General features: G+C 32.5%; 19 protein-coding genes. 17 read left to right on the top strand and 2 right to left on the bottom strand.

Features of this window, described 5'->3' with window-relative positions; all coding sequences use genetic code 11:
- Nucleotides 1-165 precede the first annotated feature (165 nt).
- The 3 genes from AC3IPI_RS17745 to AC3IPI_RS17755 all read left to right on the top strand — a co-directional run bounded on the left by AC3IPI_RS17745 (nucleotide 166) and on the right by AC3IPI_RS17755 (nucleotide 2,798).
- Entirely contained in the window at nucleotides 166-576 is a 411-nt protein-coding gene (locus AC3IPI_RS17745; protein ID WP_489154584.1) for a hypothetical protein, read from the top strand.
- Between the two features lie 183 nt (nucleotides 577-759).
- Entirely contained in the window at nucleotides 760-2,175 is a 1,416-nt protein-coding gene (locus tag AC3IPI_RS17750; RefSeq protein WP_489154586.1) for an aminotransferase-like domain-containing protein, read from the top strand.
- Nucleotides 2,176-2,309: 134 nt separating this feature from the next.
- Entirely contained in the window at nucleotides 2,310-2,798 is a 489-nt protein-coding gene (locus AC3IPI_RS17755; protein WP_489154588.1) for a GNAT family N-acetyltransferase, read from the top strand.
- Between the two features lie 356 nt (nucleotides 2,799-3,154).
- Here the strand turns inward: AC3IPI_RS17755 and AC3IPI_RS17760 are convergent, their stop codons facing one another.
- Entirely contained in the window at nucleotides 3,155-4,228 is a 1,074-nt protein-coding gene (locus AC3IPI_RS17760; protein WP_489154590.1) for a BamA/TamA family outer membrane protein, read from the bottom strand.
- A gap of 181 nt (nucleotides 4,229-4,409) precedes the next feature.
- Nucleotides 4,410-5,180, bottom strand: coding sequence for a helix-turn-helix transcriptional regulator (locus tag AC3IPI_RS17765; RefSeq protein ID WP_489154592.1), 771 nt, complete (start codon nucleotides 5,178-5,180; stop codon nucleotides 4,410-4,412).
- Between the two features lie 96 nt (nucleotides 5,181-5,276).
- Between AC3IPI_RS17765 and AC3IPI_RS17770 the strand changes: the two genes are divergently transcribed.
- From AC3IPI_RS17770 to AC3IPI_RS17835, 14 genes are all read left to right on the top strand, one after another.
- Nucleotides 5,277-6,482: a CynX/NimT family MFS transporter gene (locus tag AC3IPI_RS17770; RefSeq protein WP_323490448.1), complete on the top strand. Its 1,206-nt coding sequence runs from the start codon at nucleotides 5,277-5,279 to the stop codon at nucleotides 6,480-6,482.
- A 221-nt stretch (nucleotides 6,483-6,703) separates the two neighbouring features.
- On the top strand, nucleotides 6,704-7,327 hold the full coding sequence (locus tag AC3IPI_RS17775; protein WP_039119756.1) for a hypothetical protein: 624 nt from the start codon (nucleotides 6,704-6,706) through the stop codon (nucleotides 7,325-7,327).
- Complete coding sequence (locus AC3IPI_RS17780; protein ID WP_489154595.1) at nucleotides 7,324-7,920, top strand: hypothetical protein; 597 nt, start codon at nucleotides 7,324-7,326, stop codon at nucleotides 7,918-7,920. Before AC3IPI_RS17775 ends, AC3IPI_RS17780 begins: the two co-directional genes overlap by 4 nt.
- Nucleotides 7,921-8,112: 192 nt before the next feature.
- A complete protein-coding gene (locus AC3IPI_RS17785) occupies nucleotides 8,113-8,691 on the top strand; it encodes an RNA polymerase sigma factor (protein WP_489154597.1) in 579 nt (192 codons plus the stop codon).
- Between the two features lie 225 nt (nucleotides 8,692-8,916).
- Entirely contained in the window at nucleotides 8,917-9,765 is an 849-nt protein-coding gene (locus tag AC3IPI_RS17790) for a FecR family protein (RefSeq protein ID WP_489154599.1), read from the top strand.
- Nucleotides 9,766-9,939: 174 nt separating this feature from the next.
- Nucleotides 9,940-10,290, top strand: coding sequence for an STN domain-containing protein (locus AC3IPI_RS17795; protein ID WP_489154601.1), 351 nt, complete (start codon nucleotides 9,940-9,942; stop codon nucleotides 10,288-10,290).
- A gap of 29 nt (nucleotides 10,291-10,319) precedes the next feature.
- Nucleotides 10,320-13,166, top strand: a complete 2,847-nt coding sequence (locus AC3IPI_RS17800) for a TonB-dependent receptor (RefSeq protein WP_489154603.1) — start codon at nucleotides 10,320-10,322, stop codon at nucleotides 13,164-13,166.
- Between the two features lie 94 nt (nucleotides 13,167-13,260).
- A complete protein-coding gene (locus AC3IPI_RS17805; protein ID WP_489154605.1) occupies nucleotides 13,261-14,562 on the top strand; it encodes a hypothetical protein in 1,302 nt (433 codons plus the stop codon).
- Between the two features lie 470 nt (nucleotides 14,563-15,032).
- Complete coding sequence (locus AC3IPI_RS17810) at nucleotides 15,033-16,334, top strand: hypothetical protein (RefSeq protein ID WP_489154607.1); 1,302 nt, start codon at nucleotides 15,033-15,035, stop codon at nucleotides 16,332-16,334.
- A gap of 74 nt (nucleotides 16,335-16,408) precedes the next feature.
- Nucleotides 16,409-17,266 (top strand): T9SS type A sorting domain-containing protein, encoded by an 858-nt coding sequence (locus AC3IPI_RS17815; RefSeq protein ID WP_489154609.1) that lies wholly within the window; start codon nucleotides 16,409-16,411, stop codon nucleotides 17,264-17,266.
- Between the two features lie 60 nt (nucleotides 17,267-17,326).
- The gene (locus AC3IPI_RS17820; protein ID WP_489154611.1) at nucleotides 17,327-18,115 is read left to right on the top strand and encodes a hypothetical protein; all 789 of its coding nucleotides are present in this window, start codon (nucleotides 17,327-17,329) and stop codon (nucleotides 18,113-18,115) included.
- A gap of 41 nt (nucleotides 18,116-18,156) precedes the next feature.
- Entirely contained in the window at nucleotides 18,157-19,515 is a 1,359-nt protein-coding gene (locus tag AC3IPI_RS17825) for a S41 family peptidase (RefSeq protein WP_489154613.1), read from the top strand.
- A gap of 202 nt (nucleotides 19,516-19,717) precedes the next feature.
- Nucleotides 19,718-20,005, top strand: coding sequence for a hypothetical protein (locus AC3IPI_RS17830; RefSeq protein ID WP_039112105.1), 288 nt, complete (start codon nucleotides 19,718-19,720; stop codon nucleotides 20,003-20,005).
- Nucleotides 20,006-20,353: 348 nt separating this feature from the next.
- A complete protein-coding gene (locus tag AC3IPI_RS17835; RefSeq protein WP_489154616.1) occupies nucleotides 20,354-23,230 on the top strand; it encodes a TonB-dependent receptor in 2,877 nt (958 codons plus the stop codon).
- The last annotated feature ends 27 nt before the right edge of the window (nucleotides 23,231-23,257 follow it).

Here is a 23,257-nt window from a genome sequence, read left to right on the forward strand (position 1 = left end):
GCTCAAAGTAAATAAAAAGGAAGTGTTTTTTTATAGGTAAAAATACCTGAATAATTTACCGATAAAATAGCATATATTTATAATCTGTATCCGTATATAAATTGTTTTCTGTATCTGTACCTGTTTTTATTTAGTGCGTAGGTTTGCAGTAAACAAATCCTCCTTATGAATACTCAAATAAATAAAGTGCAACATCTAGAATTTGGAACTGTAAATATCTCACACCTTGGTAGTATTTTAAACATATGCAACCGAGCAAAAGAACGGACTAAAAATGACCCAAATCTGATACAAAATATAGACGAAAACAATATGAATCATTTTGGACTTCCGCTAAGTGTTGCTCATTACGGAAACCAAATGTTAGGCTACGGATTTGTATCGATTAATACTTCTGGAGAAACAGAATTTAATTATTACTTTGAAGAAAAAGAACATAATGCATCACAAATAAAAGATGGTTTAGAACTAGAAGCAAAAAAAGCTTTCAAAGCTTTATTTAATGATAATGCTTCCAAAGAAAATGCGGTTCAAAATGCGATAGATAAACTAACAAACTGGATAAATCAGTGCTAGTTTTTAGAACAAATAATTAAGCTTTGTTTACAAAAAAAAACGAACCATGTAAGTTATGTAAGTTCATTTAATCGAAGTGTTTTAAAACTTATATTTTCTTAAATCACTTATATGGTTTAAAATGCTTTTTAATAAAATATTAGCCAATAAGGTTATATAACTTGTTAAGATAAAATTAAAGAAATGGCTAAAGAAGTCTTATATATAAAAATTGCCCACATAATTCAGGAACAGATTTTATCTGAAACGCTAAAGATAGGAGATAAGCTACCTTCAATTCGTGCGCTACAAAAATTATACAACGTAAGCATAAATACAGTTAAACAGGCATTTTTAGAGTTAGAAAGTAAATCTTTGATAGAATCGAGACCTAAATCTGGGTTTTATGTAAGTAATACATCTAATAGGAAATTTTCAATTCCTTCGATGAATAAATTGAAAGTATCTGAAACCCAAAAAAGTCCTGACGATTTAATTACTAAGGTATTTGACACCTTTGGTGATAAAAGCATTACCCAATTTTCTTTGGGAGTTCCGCATAAGAGTTTGCTTCCTATTGCCAAACTGAATAAAGGAATTATTAAAGCTACGCGAAATCTGGAGGAGAGTGGAACAGACTATAATTTGGTTCAGGGAAATTTAAATCTAAGACGCAATCTCGCAAAATGGTCGCTTGTATTAGAAGGTAAACTAACCGAAGATGATTTTGTAACTACTTCTGGAGCTATGAATGCTATTTATAGCTGCTTAATGGTCACAACCCAACGAGGAGATACCATCGCTATCGAAAGTCCCGTTTATTTTGGAATACTCCAAATAGCAAAGTCTATGGGACTTAATGTTATCGAGCTCCCTACACATCCCACAACTGGAGTAGATCTTGATGCTTTAAAAAAAGTAATACCAAAGATTAAAGCATGTTGTTTTATGAGCAATTTCAGTAATCCTTTGGGGAGTTTAATGCCCGATGAAAGCAAAAAGGAATTGGTCGAATTGCTTACTTATCATAACATTCCGCTTATAGAAGATGATTTGTATGGCAATCTTTTCTTTGGCGCAGCCAGACCAAAACCTTGTAAATATTATGATGAAGCTGGAATTGTTATGTGGTGCGGATCAGTATCTAAAACACTTGCACCAGGATATAGAGTAGGGTGGGTTGCTCCGGGACAGTTTAAAGAGAAAATAATCAGGCAGAAATTAGTACAAACAATCTCTACGCCATCTTTGTATCAAGAAGTAGTTGCCGATTTTATGGAATTTGGAAGATATGATCATCATCTAAGAAATTTCAGACACACTTTGCATACAAATTGCCTACATTTTCAGCGTGCTGTCGAAGATTATTTTCCTGAAAATACTAAGATTTCTCAACCGCAAGGAGGATCTTTTCTTTGGCTTGAACTTGACAAAAATATTGATACCGCTTCATTATATGATATTGCAATAAAGCAAAAAATCAGTTTTGCTCCAGGCAGAATTTTTACCCAACATGATCAATACAATAATTGCATGCGTCTTAATTTTGCTTTAGAGTGGAATGATAAACTAAATCTAGATATAAAACGACTTGGCACAATTGTAAAAAATGCTTTGTAATACTGTTGCCTATAAAAACATATAACTGTCATTGTGACAGCTCGTCTTTACTAGTATTAGTTTTTAACCAAAACAACTATATATCAGTATTTTAAACAAAACTACTTAAACTAATAAGTTCAATATAAAAACAAATGAATCAAGATATAATTAACTCTCAATCAAGAATAAAAATAATAGATTACACAGATAAATTCAAAGAATCTATCAAAATTCTGAACTACGCTTGGCTAGAAAAATATTTTAAAATTGAAAAAATGGATGAAGTTTCACTCTCAAATCCAAAAGAAGAAATCATTGATAAAGGTGGTTTTATATACTACGCTACATTAGATAATGAAATTGTTGGGACAGCTTCACTTCTAAAAAAAAGCGATACTATTTTCGAATTAGGAAAAATGGCGGTCAGTGATAAAGCACAAGGTTATGGTATTGGCACATTATTATTGGAGCATTGCATTACAACTGCAAAGGACATGAAAATAGAAAAGCTAATTCTGTATTCTAACACAAAGTTAGAGTCAGCAATACATCTTTATCGCAAATATGGATTTGAAGAAATCCCATTGGAGCAGGGGCTTTATGAACGAGCAAATATTAAAATGGAGAAGAAGCTACCTTAAGAGGAGGAACAAAGAAAAAAAGCAACAAAGGCTCAAAGGTTGAAAAAAAAAGAAGAGACCGAGATTAATTTTAACCACAATGTATTCCCCAATCTTGTCTCCCTGACACAGGAAGGGTCTCCACAAGTAGTTCAAGAATAAAAGGAAAAATATTAAAATGGAGAAGGCACTAGTGCGTTTTTAACCGCAAAGTAAGCAATCCCGAAGCGTCGGGATACGCAAAGGTCGCAAAGCTTTAAGCATAATTTATTCCCAAACTTGTCTCCCTGACGCAGAAAGACAAGTTTGCGGTTAAACTATACAAGCTACGACCTCAGAAGCTTAGTGACTCAGTAACTTAGCAACTAATAATAAATTTAAAAAGCTTCTCCGATTCGGAAATAAAGTCCCCAATCGCCTTTTCCAACAGCTGCATCCAAGCCAACATTAAATTTCTCGTGCTTAAAGGCTCTGTAGCGATAGCCAATTCCTGCACCAGGATATAAATTCCAATTAAAATCGGATGTATCAGAGCCATAAATAGTTGCTACGCCAGCAAAACCTACAAGTCCCATTTTTTTATTAAAGTTATAACGGTATTCCGCTTGTAAAGCCATTAGTCCGTCGCCACGGTATTTCCCTTCTGAATATCCTCTAATATCCTCACCGCCAATAGTTACTTGTTGCTCAAAAGAAATATTCCCTAAACCAAACTTACCCGAAAAACGAGCTGCTAGTACATCGGTTCCACTTCTCATAGGAAAGTATTTATTGTACTCTGAGAGAATTTTATTGGCACTAACATCATTACCAACCCATGTGGGATAGCCAATCCAACGCAATTTTACTTTATCACCTTTGGTCGGATAATAAACTGCGTCACGAGTATCGTACATCATATTTAGCTGCAAACCATTTGTTTGAGTAACAGAAGATGGTTGTATATCATCTTCATATTTTGTATCGTAATGCGCATACGAATAACCGATACCAGCATACAGCGATTTAACAACTTTTCGTTGGAGAGTCATGGCTACAACTGTTTTTTTGGTTGCATAATCATAAAAGTCTGGCGTGTCGATATCATCCACATAAAACTGGGCATTTTGATCACCAGTTACAAAAATAAATTGAGCCCGCCACTTGTCTTCGTTAAAATACCATTTGTTAAAAGAAGCCACAAAATAGGATTTATTAGTCGTATAAACAGCAGATATACCCGATAGCGATTTAGGCGAAATAGTATCGGCTTTATTGAGTTTATACATCATCATAGGAATAGCACCAAACATAAAATCCAGCGTTCTATTATAATTAAGATAAGGCATTACATTAAAATCTATATTCTTTTGTTTTGCCTTTGTTGTAACTGAGCTATCAATTGGTTTTGTTTGAGATGATGCACATAAACAAAATAAAAACAGCATTATAGTAGGTAAGATTTTATGCATTTTGGATGTATTTTTAAGTTACTTTATAAACTATTTAATGTATTCCAGAAGGTATGCAAATGGGGTGTTTTTTGATATGAATAAATAAATTTACTCTTCATAAAACTTAAAGGTAAATTATTTTTTTAAAGCAGCAAAATCATCTCGTGACAGATTCAAATATTTTAAATCACACTGATTTTCAAGACCCTAAGAATTCATTAGGTCTTTTGTTGAGTATCTGAAAAAAACTAGTACTAAATGCTTGTATACTTTTGTAACCCACAAGATAAGCAACCTGAGAAACTGTATATTTCCCAGTACTTAAAAACTCGATTCCTTTTATAATGCGTACCAATTGAATATACTTAGAAATCGTAATTGTTGTTTCTTTCTTAAATATTCGTTCTAAGGATCGCAAAGACATATTGTTGTTTTCGGCAATGGTACTTATATGTATATAATTTGCCATATTATCCAGAATAAAATTGCTTATTTGTAACAATCGCTCATCGTTCGGGATAACGATATTTAAAGTTATTGCATCTTTAAAAAAGCTAGGCAACTCTACAAAAATGGCATTCAGAAAAGCTTCCTCTTCAATCGAATATTCTTCTTTTTTACTCCATTTTACGCAATAAGATATCATCTCCCGAAGTACTGGAGGTACAGAAAAAATTCTTAGTTTATCATAAAAATTATCTTGCTCATTAATAGAATAAAAAATGGTTCTCAAATTTATATCTTCAGAAACTGCAGTTGTTCTGTGTGATAGGTTAGAGGGAATCCATGCAGCATGATTTTGAGGCAAGAGATAGATACGCCCAGCCACATGTAAGTATTGAAAACCTTTCTCTACATAAACAAGTTGCGCCCTATTATGAGAATGCTCATTGGAGTCATGTATCCAATTATCTTCAAACCAAACGTAGGCTTTTTTGGCAATACGATCTACTAATTCATGGTTTTTCATAATGCATTATATAATTTGCTTTTGTCGTTTTAGATTAAATATATGGCAAATTTAATTATAATACGCATGGTAAATTTGCAGAAGAAAAAAAATATTATGAATAAGCATAAAAAAGACTGGAAAAGTAAGACAGGGTTTTGTTTCGGAATCGTACTGCCATTTATAGGAATATTATTTGTTGCCTCCACATTGCGAGCGCCATTAACAGCACTTGGACCTGTATTAACCGAGATTAGTAAATCATTAAATCTTTCAAATAGTGAGGCTGGATTCCTTACAACCATTCCATTAATGGCATTTGCATTCCTATCTATTCTTGTTGGGCAATTATCTAAAAAACTGAGTCTGGAGAAATTTTTACTTTTTTCGATTGCACTTTTAATCGCAGGATTATATATAAGAATAATGGGTACAGTAGTAACACTATTTCTAGGATCTGCCATACTTGGTATTGCAATTTGCATCGGAAATGTTTTAGTGCCAGGATATATCAAGAAAACATTTCCTAATAAATCCGGAATGGTTATCGGTTTCTATTCTGTATCGATGAATCTTACAGCAGCTCTAGCATCTGGATTTAGTATAGCAATTGGTAAATTAAGCGGTCTTGGCTGGAAAGGCTCTTTAGGAATCTGGATTTGGATTGCTGTATTTTCTTTTTTAATATGGTTACCAATCGTATTAAAAAGAACAAAAAACATTGAAGAGACAGGAATAGTAAAGAGCAATCTAAATATATTTAAATCACCATTGGCATGGCAAATTAGTATATTCATGGGGCTTCAATCATTAATGTATTATTCTCTTGTAACCTGGCTTCCGATGTTGTTACAGGGTTTTGGTATGGTAAAAGAAGAAAGTGGATGGGTTTTGTCTTTTATGCAAATGGCGATGTTGCCTTTAACTTTCCTTGGGCCAATTATTGCATCTAAACTTACTAACCAGAAAAGCTTAATTTTTGTTGTTGCTGCAGGAATGTTTATTAGTGTTTTGCTTATACTATTCTTTCAATTACAATATATTTATACTGCAGTTATCCTTTTCGGAATATCTTCAGGATTATCTTTTAGTCTATCAATGATGTTTTTTGTTCTTCGTACTGCAGATAGTCACACTGCTACAAGAATATCTGGTATGGCACAATCGGTAGGTTATTTATTGGCTGCATTTGGACCTCCCATATTTGGTAGTTTATATGAATACGGTGAGACATGGAATTTATCTTTATACTTTCTTTTAATAATGATAGTTATAATGTTTTTTGTAGGGCTTAAGGCGGCAAGAAACCATCTTATAAAGTAGTCTTAACCTACATATTTAAGTTTAAAACAGGCGTAATTGCCTGTTTTTTTTATGTATATAATCATCCTTATTTGTATGAATTTAACATTTTCAAAATAGGTATAAATACGGTATTGATATTTAAATTTTCGTTTTAAATTGTATTTAAATTAAAAATCCATAAACCAAATATTATTAGGGTAAGTAAAAAAGGAAAGTTCAACCCCCAAATTATTATGATAATGGACAAAATTAAATTGAATTTCATCAACAAATCTAATGACGCAAATAACAATAATGTCATTATTTTTCAACAAAATGTTGCTCAGGAATTTGAAAAAAGTGCTATTGCCTGGAAGGTAATAGAAAATAGTAGCAGACTAGACAACCATCCTTTTGCATTTTCAATGGGGTATGAAGTAGCTACTTGTGATTCATACGGCAATTTTACCCCAATGCTTTACACTTATGAAGGAACAGCGTATGAAATGGTCAAGGATAACGCTGGCAGTGTACTGAGAGTTGCATCAAAACCAGCTACTAATCTTAGCCAAATAGAAGTAAAAAACGCGCTTCCGTCTGGAATAATCAACGCAAACTGCTACAGAAACAATAGATTAATTGCTACAAAAACAAACCTAGCTCCTGGAGAAAAAGCAGTTTTTGAATTTTACCCAAGACTTTTTATAGGTGTTGTTCCTGAAATAGAAGAAGGAGATGTATTAGACTCTGCTATAATCTCACAGATTAATTCACAAATAAATTTATTTGGTATAACTAGTGCAGATATTGTAATGACAGGAGGAGGACCTGGTAATCACTCGCCAGCATTCAATTTTAGTTTAGAAAACATAAATAAACAATGAACAGAGAAATAAAAACATTAGATTTTTTTCAGTACAAACCTTTTACTAAAGACTCCGCCAGTTTTTCTTTCCTAGCGAAATTAGCGTCGTTAAAAATAAGAGGACATAGGGAACAAATACAAAATGAAGCTATTGCTTATATTGACGGAATTGCCCCTTATGAATTGCAATATGTATCTAATCCAAGCAACTTACAAGGAAATATTAGCAAATTCAAATCATTTTATAACATCTTAAATAAAGATAAAAATTTCACACAAATAGTAGAACAAACCTGTGTGTTTTTTAATACTAATGTAAATGATTTTTTAATATATCTAAAAAGTGATTCTTATCTGGAAAATAAAGAAAAATTATGGGAATCTTATTTTGCTTTGATTATAGAAATGGGATTTCAAAGTGAGAATCGTTCCGCTATAATAAAAGTATTAGGACTTTGTAATTTTCTAGAAGTAATATTTAATCACCTGGATGATTCCCAATTTGGCACAACGCTTAATGCAAGTAAATTAGTATCTCTGTTTAATGCGAGTATCATTTTAGATAAAGATATATTTCCGCTTCCTTCTTCATCCTATATATCTTTCAATTAAAACTATACAAAGAGTCATCCTAAAAAGATGGCTTTTTTTATTGTGATAGTTTCTCTAAATAATTCAGCATAAATCTATAAAACAGACATAGCGTAATATTAATAAATTATTAAATGACTGAACGACAAAAATATTGATAAAGGTTTAATCTTACTTTTGTAAGGGTCTTCTTTAACGATTTAAAATTACAATATGAGTTCTAATTTAGTAATAAGGTTAAGAGAGGGAGATGATTCCTGCTTCAAAGAAATTTATGATCTATATCATTATAAAGTTTTTTGTTTTATAAAGAAATACACCTCGCAGCTTGCAGATTCTGAAGATGTGACTCAAAATGTATTTATTCACCTTTGGAAATATAGAACCAAATTGGACCCAAATGTAAGCTTAGAAGCTATTTTGTTTAAAAGTTCAAAACAGGAGATATCGAAATGGTATAAAAAACAAAACAGAATCTTTTCTGTAGAAAATGACCAGTTAATTAAAGAACTCGATAGCGCATCTGAAACGGAAGATGATATAAGTTCCAAGCTAGAAAAAATAGAATACCTCCTGAATAAGATCCCTCCAAAAAGAAGGAAAATCTTCAATCTACATAAATTTGAAGATCTTAGTTATAAAGAAATTGCCGTAGAGATGGATATGTCGCCAAGCGCGGTTGCTAACCAAATCTCAAAGACCTTACAATTTCTTAAAAAGAATTCAGTACATAATCATGAACTGTACTGGTTTGCATTATTCTTTATAAGTCAGCCAAGTTTGATGATATAATACGATTTCAGATTTTCTCCCTATACAATACTTTTTACCAGCTCTTTTTTTCTTTTGTTTTTGAATTTTCTGTTTTTTACCATCAAATAAACATCCCTCAAATGGTTACTTAGATTAAGAAAACGTTAATAGTAATATTACCCCATGATATTTGCCCGACTAGGAATCTAATGTAATTGAATTGATAAAATTCATGTATAATTTTCAATAGTAAACTTAATTGTAATGAGATCTAAAAAATTAAAAGAAGAATGGAACGCAATACCTAATAGAGGTATTCTTCCTGACCAAATTGCATCCCGAATGTGGGATAATATTCAGAACGTTACAATTAATAAATACAAAAGCTTTTATAATTGGGTTGCAGCAGCGTGTGCAGTAATAATTTTGTCTTTTAGTGGATATCAGGTTTTTACTCCATCGCATAATGCTACAGTAGCAATTACTTCAACAAAAACATTTAACAAAGATATACGCCTGATAAGTTTACCTGATGGAACACGTGTATGGCTAAATCAAAATACTTTAATAGAATATCCAACTGAATTTGCTAAAAATGAAAGAGCAGTAAAATTAACTGGAGAAGCTTTCTTTGAAGTTAAGAGAGATGTATCACGACCTTTTGTAATTACATCTGGAGCTATAAAAACGACTGTTTTAGGTACATCATTTAATATTAGTTCTTACGCTAACAAAGAACCTCAAGTAAATGTAAGAACAGGTAAAGTAAAAGTAGAAAGTAAACAGAATGTAGTTTTCTTGGTAAAAGGGGATAAGGCTATTTATAATAATGCTGATGCAAAAATTGAAAAGCAAAAAACTACTTTGCTTGAGCCTGAATGGAAAAAGGTTTTAATTTATGTAGATGGGTTAACTCTCGCACAAGTTATAGAGAAACTAAAACTTGACCATTCTTTTACGGTTGACTATCTAGAGGAAAATCTAAAAGACCTTAAAATACAGGGAACCCTCGATACTAGACAAGGGTTTTATGAAATGCTTCAAACTGTAGCGTTTGCTCTGGAAATTAAAATAAGAACAACCGGCAAAGACACCTATCTCATAAGTAGATAATCCGTTCTACAGTTTTTTTAAACAGACTTTAACAGAAAGAATACAGCAGTATTAAATCAATAAGAAAAATGATTTAATAGCTAGCTGCTAGGAAGCCATTAAAATTTTATAAAAATATTAACCCTAAATATCATATTAAAATAAATACCAATAACAAACTAACAATTATCAATTATGAACAATGATTACTCCAGGCAATTTGCCATTTGGATTTTGTTTTTCGGATTATTCTTCGGAACAAACATTATTTACTCACAAACCGGAACAGTTTCGGTTGATTTTAAAAACTCTACACCACAAAAAATTATTGATAATTTAAAATCCAGAACTCCATATCAATTTATTTATCAAAAAGATTTGGATCTAAGTTTACCTCTAGTTACACTAAAAAAAGAAAATGTTACAATTGATGAAATTTTAAATGATTTACAAAATCAGACAAATTTAAATTTCAGAAGAAATGAAAATAATATAGCTGTAAATAGTAAAGATTCAGGCAAAAAAAAAAGAAGGGCAAAATCGTAGGTAAAGTTGTCGATGCAAACGGACTTTCATTGCCCGGAGTAAATATAAAAGTAACCCAACTGAGTTTGGGAGCACAATCGGATATTGATGGTAATTATGTTTTAGAATTAGAGCCTGGCGAATATACTATTGAGATTAGCGCCATTTCATTTCAAACACAAAAAATTACAGGCATAAAAGTGCTTGAAGGTGGTGAAACACCATTAGTAGTTTCATTAAAAGAAGATGCGCAATCGCTTAATGAAGTAATTATAATTCAGAATTATAAACAAGCAACAGCATCTGTTCAGGGAATGTTGATACAGCAAAAAAAAGCAGCACAATTCTCTGATGGAATTTCGGCAGAACAAATAGCAAGAACACCAGACAAAGATGTTGGTAGTGCCCTTAAGCGTATCACGGGCGTAACAACAATTGATAATAAATATGTTGTAGTTCGTTCTATGGGAGAACGTTGGAACCAAGCCGTAATGGACGGAATCACGTTGCCAAGTACAGATGCATACCAGCAAAACTTCTCTTTTGATATTATCCCGACTGCTATGGTAGAAAGTATAGTAGTTAGTAAGTCGGCAACGCCAGATATGTACGCTAATTTTGCAGGAGGATATGTTGAGATAAAAACAAAGGATATTCCTAAAGAAGATTTTACAAGTTTTTCGGTAAGTACCTCGTATAACAGCCGAAGTGCTTTTAAAGAAAGACTTACCAAACAAGAAGGAGCTTATGATTATTTGGGTTTTGATGACGGAAGACGTGATTATCCTAATATGTTACCTCTAGAGCCACCAACTAGTGAAGCAACCTCCGGCCCATTTATAGAACAGTCTAAAAAGTTTACCGAGGATAATTTTTCTACCTATAAAACGTATGGTGCACCAGGAACTACATTACAATTTGCATTGGGGCGATCATATAATTTAAAAAATAACAATAAATGGGGATTTGTGGGATCCATACTTTTCAAGAATACACAAGAAAAAATAGACATCGAACACACACAAAGAGGAAGATTTATTGAAAACTCAAGATTTGCACAAGAAGGAGAAGGAGGAAGAGCATATTCGATTTTTGAAAAATATGGATTTAATAACTCAGGTGCAAATTATAATTATAATTCTACTTTGGGGGGAATGTTTAATGCTGCTATTCAGCTAGGTAAACATAAAATTACTACTCGTAACACCGCAATGCATATCTATAACAATCAATTGACTCAAATTACGGGTTGGGAAAAAGGGAATACTATTACCGGAATTATAGACGGTAGTGATCTTCCAACAACAATTGAAACTAATTATCCTATTTATACAACTTTTATTCAAAATAAAATTGAGGGAAATCATCGTTTTGATCAACTTGAGATTAATTGGTATACTAGTTATAGCAATATCACAAAAGACACAAAAGATGCTACTTTTCTACAAACCTCATATAAAAAAGTAGGTGACGATGTATTAGCTTATAATACAGTCTACAACAGCGGAAATAGATTACCATTTAGCAGAGACAATTATTCCAATGATGAAACGGATTATAACTGGGCTATTAATTTAGATTATTCTTTTGATTTAGGTGAAGTAAGCAAAAATGATATTAAAGCAGGTTATTTCGGAACATATAAAACAGCTACAAATCAGCAAAGATCGGCTAAACTTATAACTGTTGGACAAAAGAGTGAAACAGCTGAAATTTATATGCCGCTTTCAGAATTTTTGAATGGTTCGCAATATTATTATGGTGGTTTTGGCTGGGATGATTACGGAAAATATGGAGATAAATATGAAGGAGATGTAAAAGTACATTCCCCTTTTTTAATGCTTGATAATAAAATTGGTCGTTTTGTAAGACTCGTTTGGGGAGCAAGAGCCGAAAGTTATATTTATAGCGAAACATCGAATCAGTTTGAAGGTTCTGGCGTTTTTTCATTCATAAAAGAAGACAAAAAGTGGCAATTTTTACCATCCGCTAGTTTAACAATTAGTCCAACCAATAAAATGAATGTTAGAGTTGGATATAATAGATCTGTATTACGTCCTCAATTTTCGGAACGCGTAGGTACTCCGTATTATGATCCCATTCGTAACGCCAAAATTCTAAACTGGTCTGGAGGAATGATTTCTAGTGTATCTAATAATTATGATTTAAAATTAGAATGGTTTCCATCAGGTGGTGAAATTTTGTCTTTTGGAGTTTATCATAAAGATATTAAGGATCCTATAGAAGCTATTGGTACTGTAAACGGAAACTCAGGTATTATTTATAATCTTAATTCTTATAACGCCAAACTGTGGGGGATAGAAGCGGAATTTTATAAAAATCTTACTTTTTTAGGAGAAGGACCAATTTTAGAAAAATTATTCGTTTCAGGAAATGTTTCTATTAATGATACAAAAGTAACATCATACGTACGTATAGATGGTGAGGGTGGACTTTATGAGGCTAACAGACCACTTTACGGACAATCACCTTATACCTATAATTTAGGATTAGACTATATAGGAGACCGCATGGGATTTAGTGTGAGGCAAAATGGAATTGGTGACCAATATATTTTGGTAGGATTTGAATATTCCAGAGAAGAAATCAGAATGCCTTATGCTGTAACTGATGCTCAGGTAAGTTATAAGTTTTTTAAAGAAAAAAATCTGGAATTAAAATGCAGTATAAAAAACATGTTTGATGCTGGTATTCAAACCTATAATAATGCTAATAGCTATTCACATCTTGAAGATTTTTCGATGGGGAGTAATCCTAGAAGCCAATTTTCATTAGGAGCCAATGCTAGTAAAAAATATGATGAAGACATAGATCAGGTCATGTTTAAAGCTTGGAGCGGTAGAACTATAAGTGTATCGGTTAATTATTCGTTTTAAGTGAGATTTTTATCAAAAAACTAAGGAAAGATATTTTGCTGCTCTTTCTAAGGTTTCTTTTTAAGAGCGGCAAATATCTAATAAATATACTTTTATGAAAAAATTACTTCTATGCGCAATGATAGCTCTATCAGTGAGCTCTTGCCAAAACAATGATGATGCTGTTGACTCCTCTTTTTCTATGAAAGCTTCCGGAGCAGATTACACAGGATATCCTGCAACGGTACAAACTGTAAATGGCGCTATTACAACCAATACTACCTGGACAAACGACAGAGTATGGGAAATTAGCGGAATTGTTACTGTAAAAAACGGAGCGACCCTAACCATTCAGGCAGGTACATTTATTAAAGCAAAATATTTAGGAAGTTATGTAGCAACAGGAGTACTTGTCATTACTAAAACTGGAAAGATTGATGTACAGGGAACTGCAACTGCTCCAGTAATTTTTACAAGTTATAATTTATTAGATGGCAACGCCAATACTGTAGCAGTTCCTGGGGATTTTGGAGGTGTAGCAATATTAGGAGATGCAAGAATTAATACTTTCTCTACTACAAATGTTGTCGAAGGATTAGATGACCAACCTACTTGGTCTGATTTTTATTATGGAGGAGCCAATGATACTCATAATTCAGGAGCTTTACATTATGTACGAATCGAATTTGCAGGAAGGCTTATAGATTCAAATTACGGATTAAGCGCATTAACATTTGCAGGGGTAGGTAGCAGTACTATAGTAGATCATGTTCAGGTATCTTATTCTAAAGATGATTCTATAGAGTTTTTTGGAGGAACGGTTAATGCAAGCCATTTGGTATCTTTTGCTCCAGATGATGATAATTTTGATTTTAATTTAGGATATAGAGGAACTATTACAAAAGCTATTGCAATTGCTGACAGTAATTCAACTCACAGTTTAAGCGGAGGAAGGCCAGATTCTAATGGTATTGAGTTGGATAACAATCCAACTGGTCAGGCAACAGCAATTATTACACATCCGGTTATTTCTCAAATGTCTATTATTGGAGTTAGCTCTAATACAGTAGCAGATTTATACGAGAATGCTATTCATGTACGCAGGGCAGGTAATATAAGCATTGCAGATGTTACAGTTACAGGATACAACAGAGGTATTAACTGGGAATCTCCTTCAGTACCAAGTGGCTCTTCAAGATTAAGAATATCAATTCATGGCTTTGATAATTTTGTAATACCAGTCGGCACAAGTTTATTTGGTCCAGGTTCAAGTACTTCTATAGCAGATCCAGCTCCAAAATGGGTTATTAACCAACCATTCTTTAATGATGGACCATTAAATTTTACAGGTACTACAGGGGCATTTAAAACTGAAACTGACTGGACTAACACTTGGACCAAGTTTATAAACTTTTAATTTTAATAATTTATTCATAACATTCAATTTATCAGGTGATTAAATTTTATAATCTAAAGTATTACATCTTATAAAAAAATGATTTCAATCACTGAATATTAAGAAACCGTTAACAATAAAATCAGGCATGATATTTTGGTTTTTCAAAATCTAATATAAGTAGTTGTAAGTATTGAATTTGATTATTTGCTTTAATGCATTAAGCACAAAAAATAACGAAATACTTAATAAGGTCTTTTACAATTTTGGGTAATAAAATTTTAAAAGAATGGAAAGATAACCTTTTGTTGCGGTAAAAAATCCTAAGAGCAAAAGATGGAAATAGTAGGTACAAAATCCGATGGTAAAGCGGGGAAATTATAAAAAAATCTTTACCAAAAAAAGAGAAAGACCTGAGGAAAGATATTTTGCTGCTCTCTCCAAAGGCCTAGATTGTAATAGCGGCAAATATAGCAATAATTAAATTATTTATGAAAAAATTTTTTCTATTCGCAATGGTAGCTCTAGTTGTGAGCTCTTGCCAAAATGATGATTCATCTACAGATTCTTCTTTTTCTATGAAAGCTTCTGGAGCAGATTACACAGGGTATCCAGCAGCTGTTCAAACGGTAAGCGGTGCTATAACAACCAATACAACCTGGACAAACGACAGAGTATGGGAAATTGATGGAGTTATTACTGTAAAGGGTGGTGCTAAACTTACTATTCAGCCAGGTACTTATATTAAAGCTAAGCCACTTGCTGCTGGTGTAGCTACAGGAGTTCTTGTCATTACAAAAACTGGACAAATAGATGCGCAGGGAACTGCAACTGCTCCGGTAATTTTCACAAGTTATAATTTATTAGATGGTAACGCAAATACAGGAGCAACTCCTGGAGATTTTGGAGGTATAGTACTTTTAGGAGATGCCGAAGTTAACACTGGTTCAGTTACTAATATCGTTGAAGGATTAGATGATCAGCCTAATTTTGCTGAATTCTATTATGGAGGTACAAATAATGCTCATAGTGCAGGAGCATTAAACTATGTACGTATCGAATTTGCAGGGCGTATCTTAGATACTGATGTTGAAATTAACGGTCTTACACTTGCAGGAGTAGGTAGCGGAACTGTAGTAGATCACATTCAGGTATCTTATGGTAAAGATGATTCATTTGAATTCTTTGGTGGTAAAGTAGATGCTAGTCACTTAGTTTCATTTGCACCAGATGATGACAACTTCGATTTCGATTTTGGTTACACTGGAAAGATCACAAAAGCAATTGCAATTGCAGATAGTAATTCAACTCATAGTTTAAGTAGCGGAAAACCAGATTCTAATGGTATCGAATTAGACAACAATTCAACAGGAACTGTTACTACAATTATTACACGTCCTGTTATTTCTCAATTATCAATTATCGGAGTTAGCTCTAATACAGTAGCAGATTTATACGAAAATGCTATTCACGTACGTAGAGCAGGTAACATCAGCCTTACAGATGTTACAGTTACAGGATACAACAGAGGTATCAACTGGGAATCTCCTTCAGTTCCAACTGGTTCTTCATACTTAAGAATATCAATCCACGGATTTGATAACCCATTATTACCAGTAGGAACAACAATATCTGGTATAGGTACTAGTACTTCTATAGCAGATCCAGCTACAAAATGGGCTCTTAGCCAACCATTCTTTAATGATGGAACGTTAAACTTTACAGGTCTTACAGGTGCATTCAAAACTGAATCTAACTGGACTGGTACTTGGACAAAGTTTACAAATTTTTAATTGCATTAGGTTAATTATTAAAACTCTACGTGGGCAGTTTAGTACTGCCCATGTTTTAAAAAAAACTAAAAAAAATGAAAAAAATTCTACTTTTATTATTACTTATCATGGTTACAGGGACATCATTTGCTCAATATACAATTTGGGAAGATGATTTTGATGATGCTGATGCTTCAGACTGGACTTTATTGGATAAAGACGGAAATGGAAGTAATTGGCTTACCAGAAAAAATATTCAATTAGATTCAGGTACAGGTGCAATTGTAGGTGGTACAATTGATGTTTTAGGAACTTACAATATCGATCTATTAAATGGAGGAACACAATTAGGAACTACAGAAGACAATCTAGCTATATCACCTGCTATAGATATTTCCTTTTATTCGGGAAAAATTTCCTTAATCCTAAATGCGCAAACAAGTGTTTATGATGGTAATCAGGATTTATTTGTATATGGATCGACTTCTCCAGATCCAGCAACTTTTACACTTTTAAGTACAGTAAACTTAAAAAGATCATCAGTTGAAGATGCAGAGTTTAAAGATTATACAGTAGATATTTCACAATTTGTAGGTAAACCAGCTGTATATATAGCTTTAGGTACTATTCGTGATTTTAATTTTTTTGGTTATGAAATCGATAAAATTTCGGTTACAGCAGAATCATTGCTAGGTGTAGATGAATCAGAATTAAAAGCACAAGTTTGTAAATTAAAACAAAATCCCGTTGAAGGAAATTTACAATTAGAATTAGGAGAAGAATTTAAGACTGAAAAAACAACTTTAAAAATTTACAATACAAGCGGAATGTTAGTTGCAGCGTCTGCATATAAAGAAGAAGGTATAGCAGTAGATAATTTATCACAAGGCGTATATTTTCTTTTAGTAACCAACAATAACATTTCTAAAAAATTAAAATTCATTAAAAAATAATATTAGAGAAAGTTTTCGCGCTTTTCAGATAAACAGAGTTTCTACAATAAAAAAACAAATATGAAGAATACAGTAACAAGAGCATTATTTTTTACGATTACAATGGCTTTTTTTGGATCTTGTGCCAATGATGAGCTAACACCTTATTATAGTAATGAAACCAACCAACCCGGAAAAGTAGTTATAGTAGGATATAGCGCTTTAGCAGATTCTATTCAGATAACTGCAAATGGTAAACTGATTGAAATAGGGAAGGATAAAAAAACTGCCTTTGCAAAAAAAATCGAAAAAGAGTATGAATTTGTTTATTACGGAAACGCTGAGAAGACTTTAGAAATTACAAATAAAGTAACAAAAGAGTTATTACGTACGTATCGTTTTAACTCTAAAACACCTATTGATACACTTTCTTTTTTTGCTAAAGAAAACATTTGGATTGATAAAATTACATCCATAAAACCTGGTGTATTAAGCAAACCAAGTAATAGTGGCTTTAAATTTATTTTCCCATCCAAAAACAAATATTCGAATAGTGGATACGAAGGAAAGCTCGACGGAATTATCCGTAAAATTAACGGGCAGGTTCTGGGAGTTGTTGAGAATATTGATAAAGATAAATTTAGTTCGTTTATAGAGTTTCCTTTTAGTTCACCACCTACAATCATAATGGAACTAGTAAAACATGGCACAACAGAATCTTACATTACAGGAAAAAAAGTTACTGTTATGATGACTATGTCGGTAAATAAATCACGATTAATTGTACTCGATGAAAAGAAAGATGCAAGCGGCGCATTTTCAGGAGTAGAGGGAACTTTAAATTTAGTTGATTTTTTTACTTTCAAATAGTTAATAAATAAACCTACACTTATAAATTTCAAGCATAAAATATGAAACACCCCTTTATTTTTATTACCTACTTATCTTTTTTTCTATGGTGTTTATTTATTTCCTGTACGCCAGATGATCATTCGACGCAAGTCTATAATGAAGGGACCAACGAATATGTAAATGAATGGATGTACCAACAAATGAAAAAATATTATCGCTGGAATGAAACTATGCCAGCCCAAGGCGATTTGTCGGCTACTCCAAAAGAGTACTTCGCAAAACTGTTACAGAAAGATGATATTTTTTCTTATGCTTTACATCCAGCAATGCCAGATACAGCACCACAAAGTCTAAGGCGAAAATTTGGTTTTGATGTAAGCTTTGTTGAGTCTGATGGAAAATACTATGGTGTTGTATTATATGTATTAGAAGATTCTCCAGCCAAAAATAACGGACTGCAAAGAGGAAATCTTATTACTCAGATAAACGGGACAGATCTTAATCAGGGTAATTATGATCGTATGTATACAAACATGATAGCCTCGTCCCAATTAAGCTTACGTATAAACTCTTATACAGCACAATCAGGTTTTTCTAAAACAAAAGATGTTACTTTATCATCAGGCCTCACTTTTTCACAACCTATATCATATCAAATAATTACTGATAAAAACATAAAAATAGGATATGTTCAAATTCCACATTTTGATATTGGACAATCACAACAAATCCTGCAAATTTTTCAGGAGCTAAAAAGTAAATCAATAACAGAACTCGTTCTGGATCTACGATATAATGGAGGAGGAGATATCGCATCGGCAACTGCGCTGAGTATTGCCATAGCTCCAAATGTTCGTGCCAATGATCTTTTTATAAAATTTGAAGGAAATAAAAATGGAGGAAATGTAGATCAATCCTTTAAGCAGGCATTAGAAAGTAATGAATCTAAAATAAGTTTTGAAGCATTACAAAATGCGCATCCTCTCATTAAAAGAGTATATATATTATGCGGAAATCGTACAGCATCTGCTTCAGAATTAATCATAAATAATCTGAAACCATATATGGATGTAATTACCATTGGCGATAAAACCTTTGGTAAAGACGTAGCAGGATTTCCTATAGAAGATAATCGAATTACAGGAACTAAAGGTTGGGTATTATATCCTTCAATTTATAAATTATTTAATGCTAAACATGAAGGTAATTATTCAAAGGGAATAAACCCATTGATATATTCAGATGAACTACAAGAACTCGAAGTCTTTCCTTTAGGCAACCGTTCAGAAGTTCTGTTAAGTGCAGTATTAGGAAAAATATCGGGAAATGTAAGCAAAAGAGAGAGCACAAAATTGCGATTGTTGCCTACATCTAGAATTTATACCGATATAGATCCCTTATTGCGCTTTACACCTTAAATTCAAGTTTTATTTAGAAGAAATTTTAACCATATAAGTTACATTTAGAAACTTATATTTTCTTAAATCGCTTATATGGTTTAAAAAAAGTCAAACATATAAGTCATATAAGTCCATTTAAGCAAAGTGTGCAAAAACTTATAGTTAAGGTTTATATAGCTAAAACAATTATATCGTTTATCAATATTTAGATTACCATATTATGCAAGGAATAAACTCAAGAGAGCATCGAATTTTGCTAACAGCATTTCATAAATTTGAATATCTGTCTAAGATATCCCAAAATAAAATCGAAGAAACTGAAGACGAAAAGACGCGAAAAGCCATGGAAGAGCTTGATGCGCTATACGATAAGTTTCAGTTATTATATGTTGAACTCGAGAAATGCACCAAAGCTTATGAGTTCAAAAAGAAATCAGTACGTAGCATTATCAATAAAAGCATGCGAAGATTAGTTCCTGAGGCGCAAAAAAGGGACCAATATAGTTAGAAATATTTCCTAAAATATTCAAAGGCCTGGCATCACTGTCGGGCTTTACTGTTTATATAACCAAAGGAAACAAATGTTTACATCTATGCAACTTTTGCGATTTCCTATGCTTAATTCTTTTATCAAACTTATCAATAATTCTACATTTCTTAAACTAAGCAATAAAGTTATTATTGAATAATCCCCAGTAAACACTCCATAATTCAAGATTTCTTAACGAATAATTAAGAAAATAGACGCTTTAAGTTTTCATTTTTTTAACAATTAGATAAAATCATTTTTTTTACTATTTATAAAATTGAATGTTTATTTGCATAGTAAAATTTAATATTTGTAAACATTTGAATTATGAAAACAATATACAAGGTATTTATTATCTTTTCGATTACACTACTAGCGCAAAAAATTACTGCACAAAAAGCAACAATTAGCGGAACGGTTACAGATGCACAATCTCCATTACCTGGAGCAACTATTACATTATCTAATAAACAAAATGCTACAACCGATTTTAGCGGAGAGTTTACTATTAATGATGTAAGATCTGGAAGCTTAGAATTGCAAATTTCTTATATAGGTTATGAAGTAAAAATTATTAAAATTGAAATAAAAGATAATCAGCGATTGAATTTAGGGATCATTTCTTTAAAGACAAATTCAAAAGAATTGAATGAAGTTGTAGTAAGCGGAATGAGTCTTCGCAATAGCGAAGCAAGAGCACTAAATATGCAAAAAAAATCTATGAGTATCGTAAATGTAATTGCTGCTGATGGAATAGGAAAGTTACCAGATCGTAATGCTGCCGAAACGGTACAACGTATGTCGGGAGTTTCTATCGAAAAAGATCAGGGTGAAGGGCGTTTCGTTTCCGTGAGAGGTTTACCACCTTTTTGGTCATCAACTACAATAAACGGAAACAGAATTCCAACAGCCGAAGAAGAAACTACTTCCAGAGCCACAGCATTTGATTTTTTTCCATCAGACCTTATCGCTTATGTTGAAGCTACAAAAGCAATCACGCCCGATATGGATGGGGATGCCATTGGCGGAAGCGTAAATTTTACCACACAAACTGCACCAACCAAAAAAACATTTAAAGTAAGTGTTTTCAGTGGATACAATCAAAAATCGGATAAGGGAATCTATAGTGGTTCGCTTACTATTGGTGATAAAAGTAAAAATGGAAAATTTGGATACATTATAAACGCTACTTATTGGGACAGAAACTGGGCTACAGATAATTATGAAGCAAGAAGAAATGGAGATCAAGGTGTTTATCGCTTAGAATTAAGAGATTATACAGGAGTTAGAAAAACTACAGGTTTAAATGGTGCTATGGAATTTAACCCATCATCCAGAGATAAAATATTCTTGAAAGCAACTTATGGAGGACTTTCTGATAAAGAAACTCATTACAAACACCGCATTAGATTTGATAAATTTAACTCTGCTACAAATGCTTTAACTGTTGAACAACAAGATATTCACAATGAATTAATTACACAATTTATAGGTATTGATTTAGGAGGAAAACATCAACTAACAAATGGAAATTTAGATTGGAGTTTGGCTTCTTATAGAAATAGTTTTAAATATGGTAACATACCAACTGCAGAAAACAATAGTTATTTTTTAATTCAGTTCAATCAAACTGGAGTTGGCGTTAAACCAGAATACTTTAATACAGTACCACTAGCCAGTGGTGGAGCAGGAGGGCCAAGAGCATATTGGGCAGCAGATGGAGGAATGCTGGATCCCAATAATCCAAAATCGATATTTGATTTCTATTCTGATCCAAATTTTAAAACCGATCCTACAAAAATGAAGTTTTCTACTTTGGAGTTGTATAAAATAAGCATTACGGAGAGAGACAATATTATTGCTGCTGCAAACTATGAGCACATTTTTAATGAAGATCTTAAAATTAAATTTGGTGTAAAACTAACTGACAAAGATCGTATTGCAACTTTTAGAGATGAATATTATAATTGGACAGGATCACCAACACCATTTTTATCAGACTATAGTCAGGATTTAATTAATCAGCCTGGCGGAACAGATTATTTAAGAAAAGAAATTGGAACTAATATAGGAAATAGTTTTGGTCCGGTTTTGTCTGCCAACGGAATGAACAATTTATATAATTCTTCACAAGGTAATTTGGTTTTAAACCCTGCAGATTCTCAAATTCCAGAATTAGGAAAAGGATTAGGAAGAAACTTTAATGTAGGCGAAACTACTTCATCTGCATACGCAATGTCAACTTACTCAATATCTGATAAATTAACAGTTTTAGGAGGAGTTCGAGTAACTAATACCATTACACAAGTTACAGGTAAAACAGTTGAAAACAATGTTGTTGTTGATGCTAAAAACACAAAAAGTTATACATCTGTACTTCCGATGCTTCATTTAAAATATACTCCAATTGAGAATTTAAATCTTCGTTTTGCAACTACAAGAACATTTGCCAGACCAAATTTTGGAGATATTTCGCCAGCAGGTTCATTAAATACAATTGATGGTGAATATGCAGGTGGTAACCCAAATTTAAATCCAACCTATTCTTGGAACTTTGATTTATTGGGAGAATATTTCCTGGATGAAGTAGGGGTAATCAACGCTGGAGTGTTTTACAAATCAATCACCGATCCAATTTTTGATGATACGTATCAAGGTACAATAAATGGAATTCCTAATATAGAAATCAGTTCTCCTACAAATGGTGGAAATGCGTGGATTGGCGGAATCGAATTCGGAATCACAAAACGTTTTAGTTTCTTACCTGGATTCTTAAAATATTTTGGAACTCAGATAAATGCAACATTAATGAACTCTGAAATGACCTTGGGAGATAATACAAATAATCCTAACGGAAGAAAAGTTTCAACTCCATACCAAGCCAAAGAGTTATATAATATACAGTTGTTCTACGAAAAAGGAGGTTTTAATGCCCGAGCAGCATTTAATCATAAAGGTGCATATGCAATTGGGTTTGATGCCAATGCAAAAAACACAGACATGAATGATATTTATTATGGAAAATACAATTCTCTTGACTTCTCTGCATCGTATAGAATTGGTGAGCATTTTACAATTTTTACAGATGTAAATAACATCTTAAATGAACCGTTGATGTATCATTTTGGTGAAACTCCAAACAGACCAAAGCAAGTAGAATATTATGGAGCAAGATTCAATTTAGGTCTTAAATATAATTTATAGACAACATTATGTTAACCAATGAGATTT

The organism is Flavobacterium sp. GL_143, from assembly GCF_057834355.1.

Coding starts and splice junctions, on each gene's coding strand:
- AC3IPI_RS17815 (WP_489154609.1), top strand. CDS start 16,409: ATGAAAAAAATTCTACTTTTATTATTACTTATCATGGTTACAGGGACA.
- AC3IPI_RS17820 (WP_489154611.1), top strand. CDS start 17,327: ATGAAGAATACAGTAACAAGAGCATTATTTTTTACGATTACAATGGCT.
- AC3IPI_RS17745 (WP_489154584.1), top strand. CDS start 166: ATGAATACTCAAATAAATAAAGTGCAACATCTAGAATTTGGAACTGTA.
- AC3IPI_RS17825 (WP_489154613.1), top strand. CDS start 18,157: ATGAAACACCCCTTTATTTTTATTACCTACTTATCTTTTTTTCTATGG.
- AC3IPI_RS17785 (WP_489154597.1), top strand. CDS start 8,113: ATGAGTTCTAATTTAGTAATAAGGTTAAGAGAGGGAGATGATTCCTGC.
- AC3IPI_RS17775 (WP_039119756.1), top strand. CDS start 6,704: ATGGACAAAATTAAATTGAATTTCATCAACAAATCTAATGACGCAAAT.
- AC3IPI_RS17750 (WP_489154586.1), top strand. CDS start 760: ATGGCTAAAGAAGTCTTATATATAAAAATTGCCCACATAATTCAGGAA.
- AC3IPI_RS17795 (WP_489154601.1), top strand. CDS start 9,940: ATGAACAATGATTACTCCAGGCAATTTGCCATTTGGATTTTGTTTTTC.
- AC3IPI_RS17810 (WP_489154607.1), top strand. CDS start 15,033: ATGAAAAAATTTTTTCTATTCGCAATGGTAGCTCTAGTTGTGAGCTCT.
- AC3IPI_RS17790 (WP_489154599.1), top strand. CDS start 8,917: ATGAGATCTAAAAAATTAAAAGAAGAATGGAACGCAATACCTAATAGA.
- AC3IPI_RS17830 (WP_039112105.1), top strand. CDS start 19,718: ATGCAAGGAATAAACTCAAGAGAGCATCGAATTTTGCTAACAGCATTT.
- AC3IPI_RS17805 (WP_489154605.1), top strand. CDS start 13,261: ATGAAAAAATTACTTCTATGCGCAATGATAGCTCTATCAGTGAGCTCT.
- AC3IPI_RS17755 (WP_489154588.1), top strand. CDS start 2,310: ATGAATCAAGATATAATTAACTCTCAATCAAGAATAAAAATAATAGAT.
- AC3IPI_RS17780 (WP_489154595.1), top strand. CDS start 7,324: ATGAACAGAGAAATAAAAACATTAGATTTTTTTCAGTACAAACCTTTT.
- AC3IPI_RS17835 (WP_489154616.1), top strand. CDS start 20,354: ATGAAAACAATATACAAGGTATTTATTATCTTTTCGATTACACTACTA.
- AC3IPI_RS17770 (WP_323490448.1), top strand. CDS start 5,277: ATGAATAAGCATAAAAAAGACTGGAAAAGTAAGACAGGGTTTTGTTTC.
- AC3IPI_RS17760 (WP_489154590.1), bottom strand. CDS start 4,228: ATGCATAAAATCTTACCTACTATAATGCTGTTTTTATTTTGTTTATGT.
- AC3IPI_RS17765 (WP_489154592.1), bottom strand. CDS start 5,180: ATGAAAAACCATGAATTAGTAGATCGTATTGCCAAAAAAGCCTACGTT.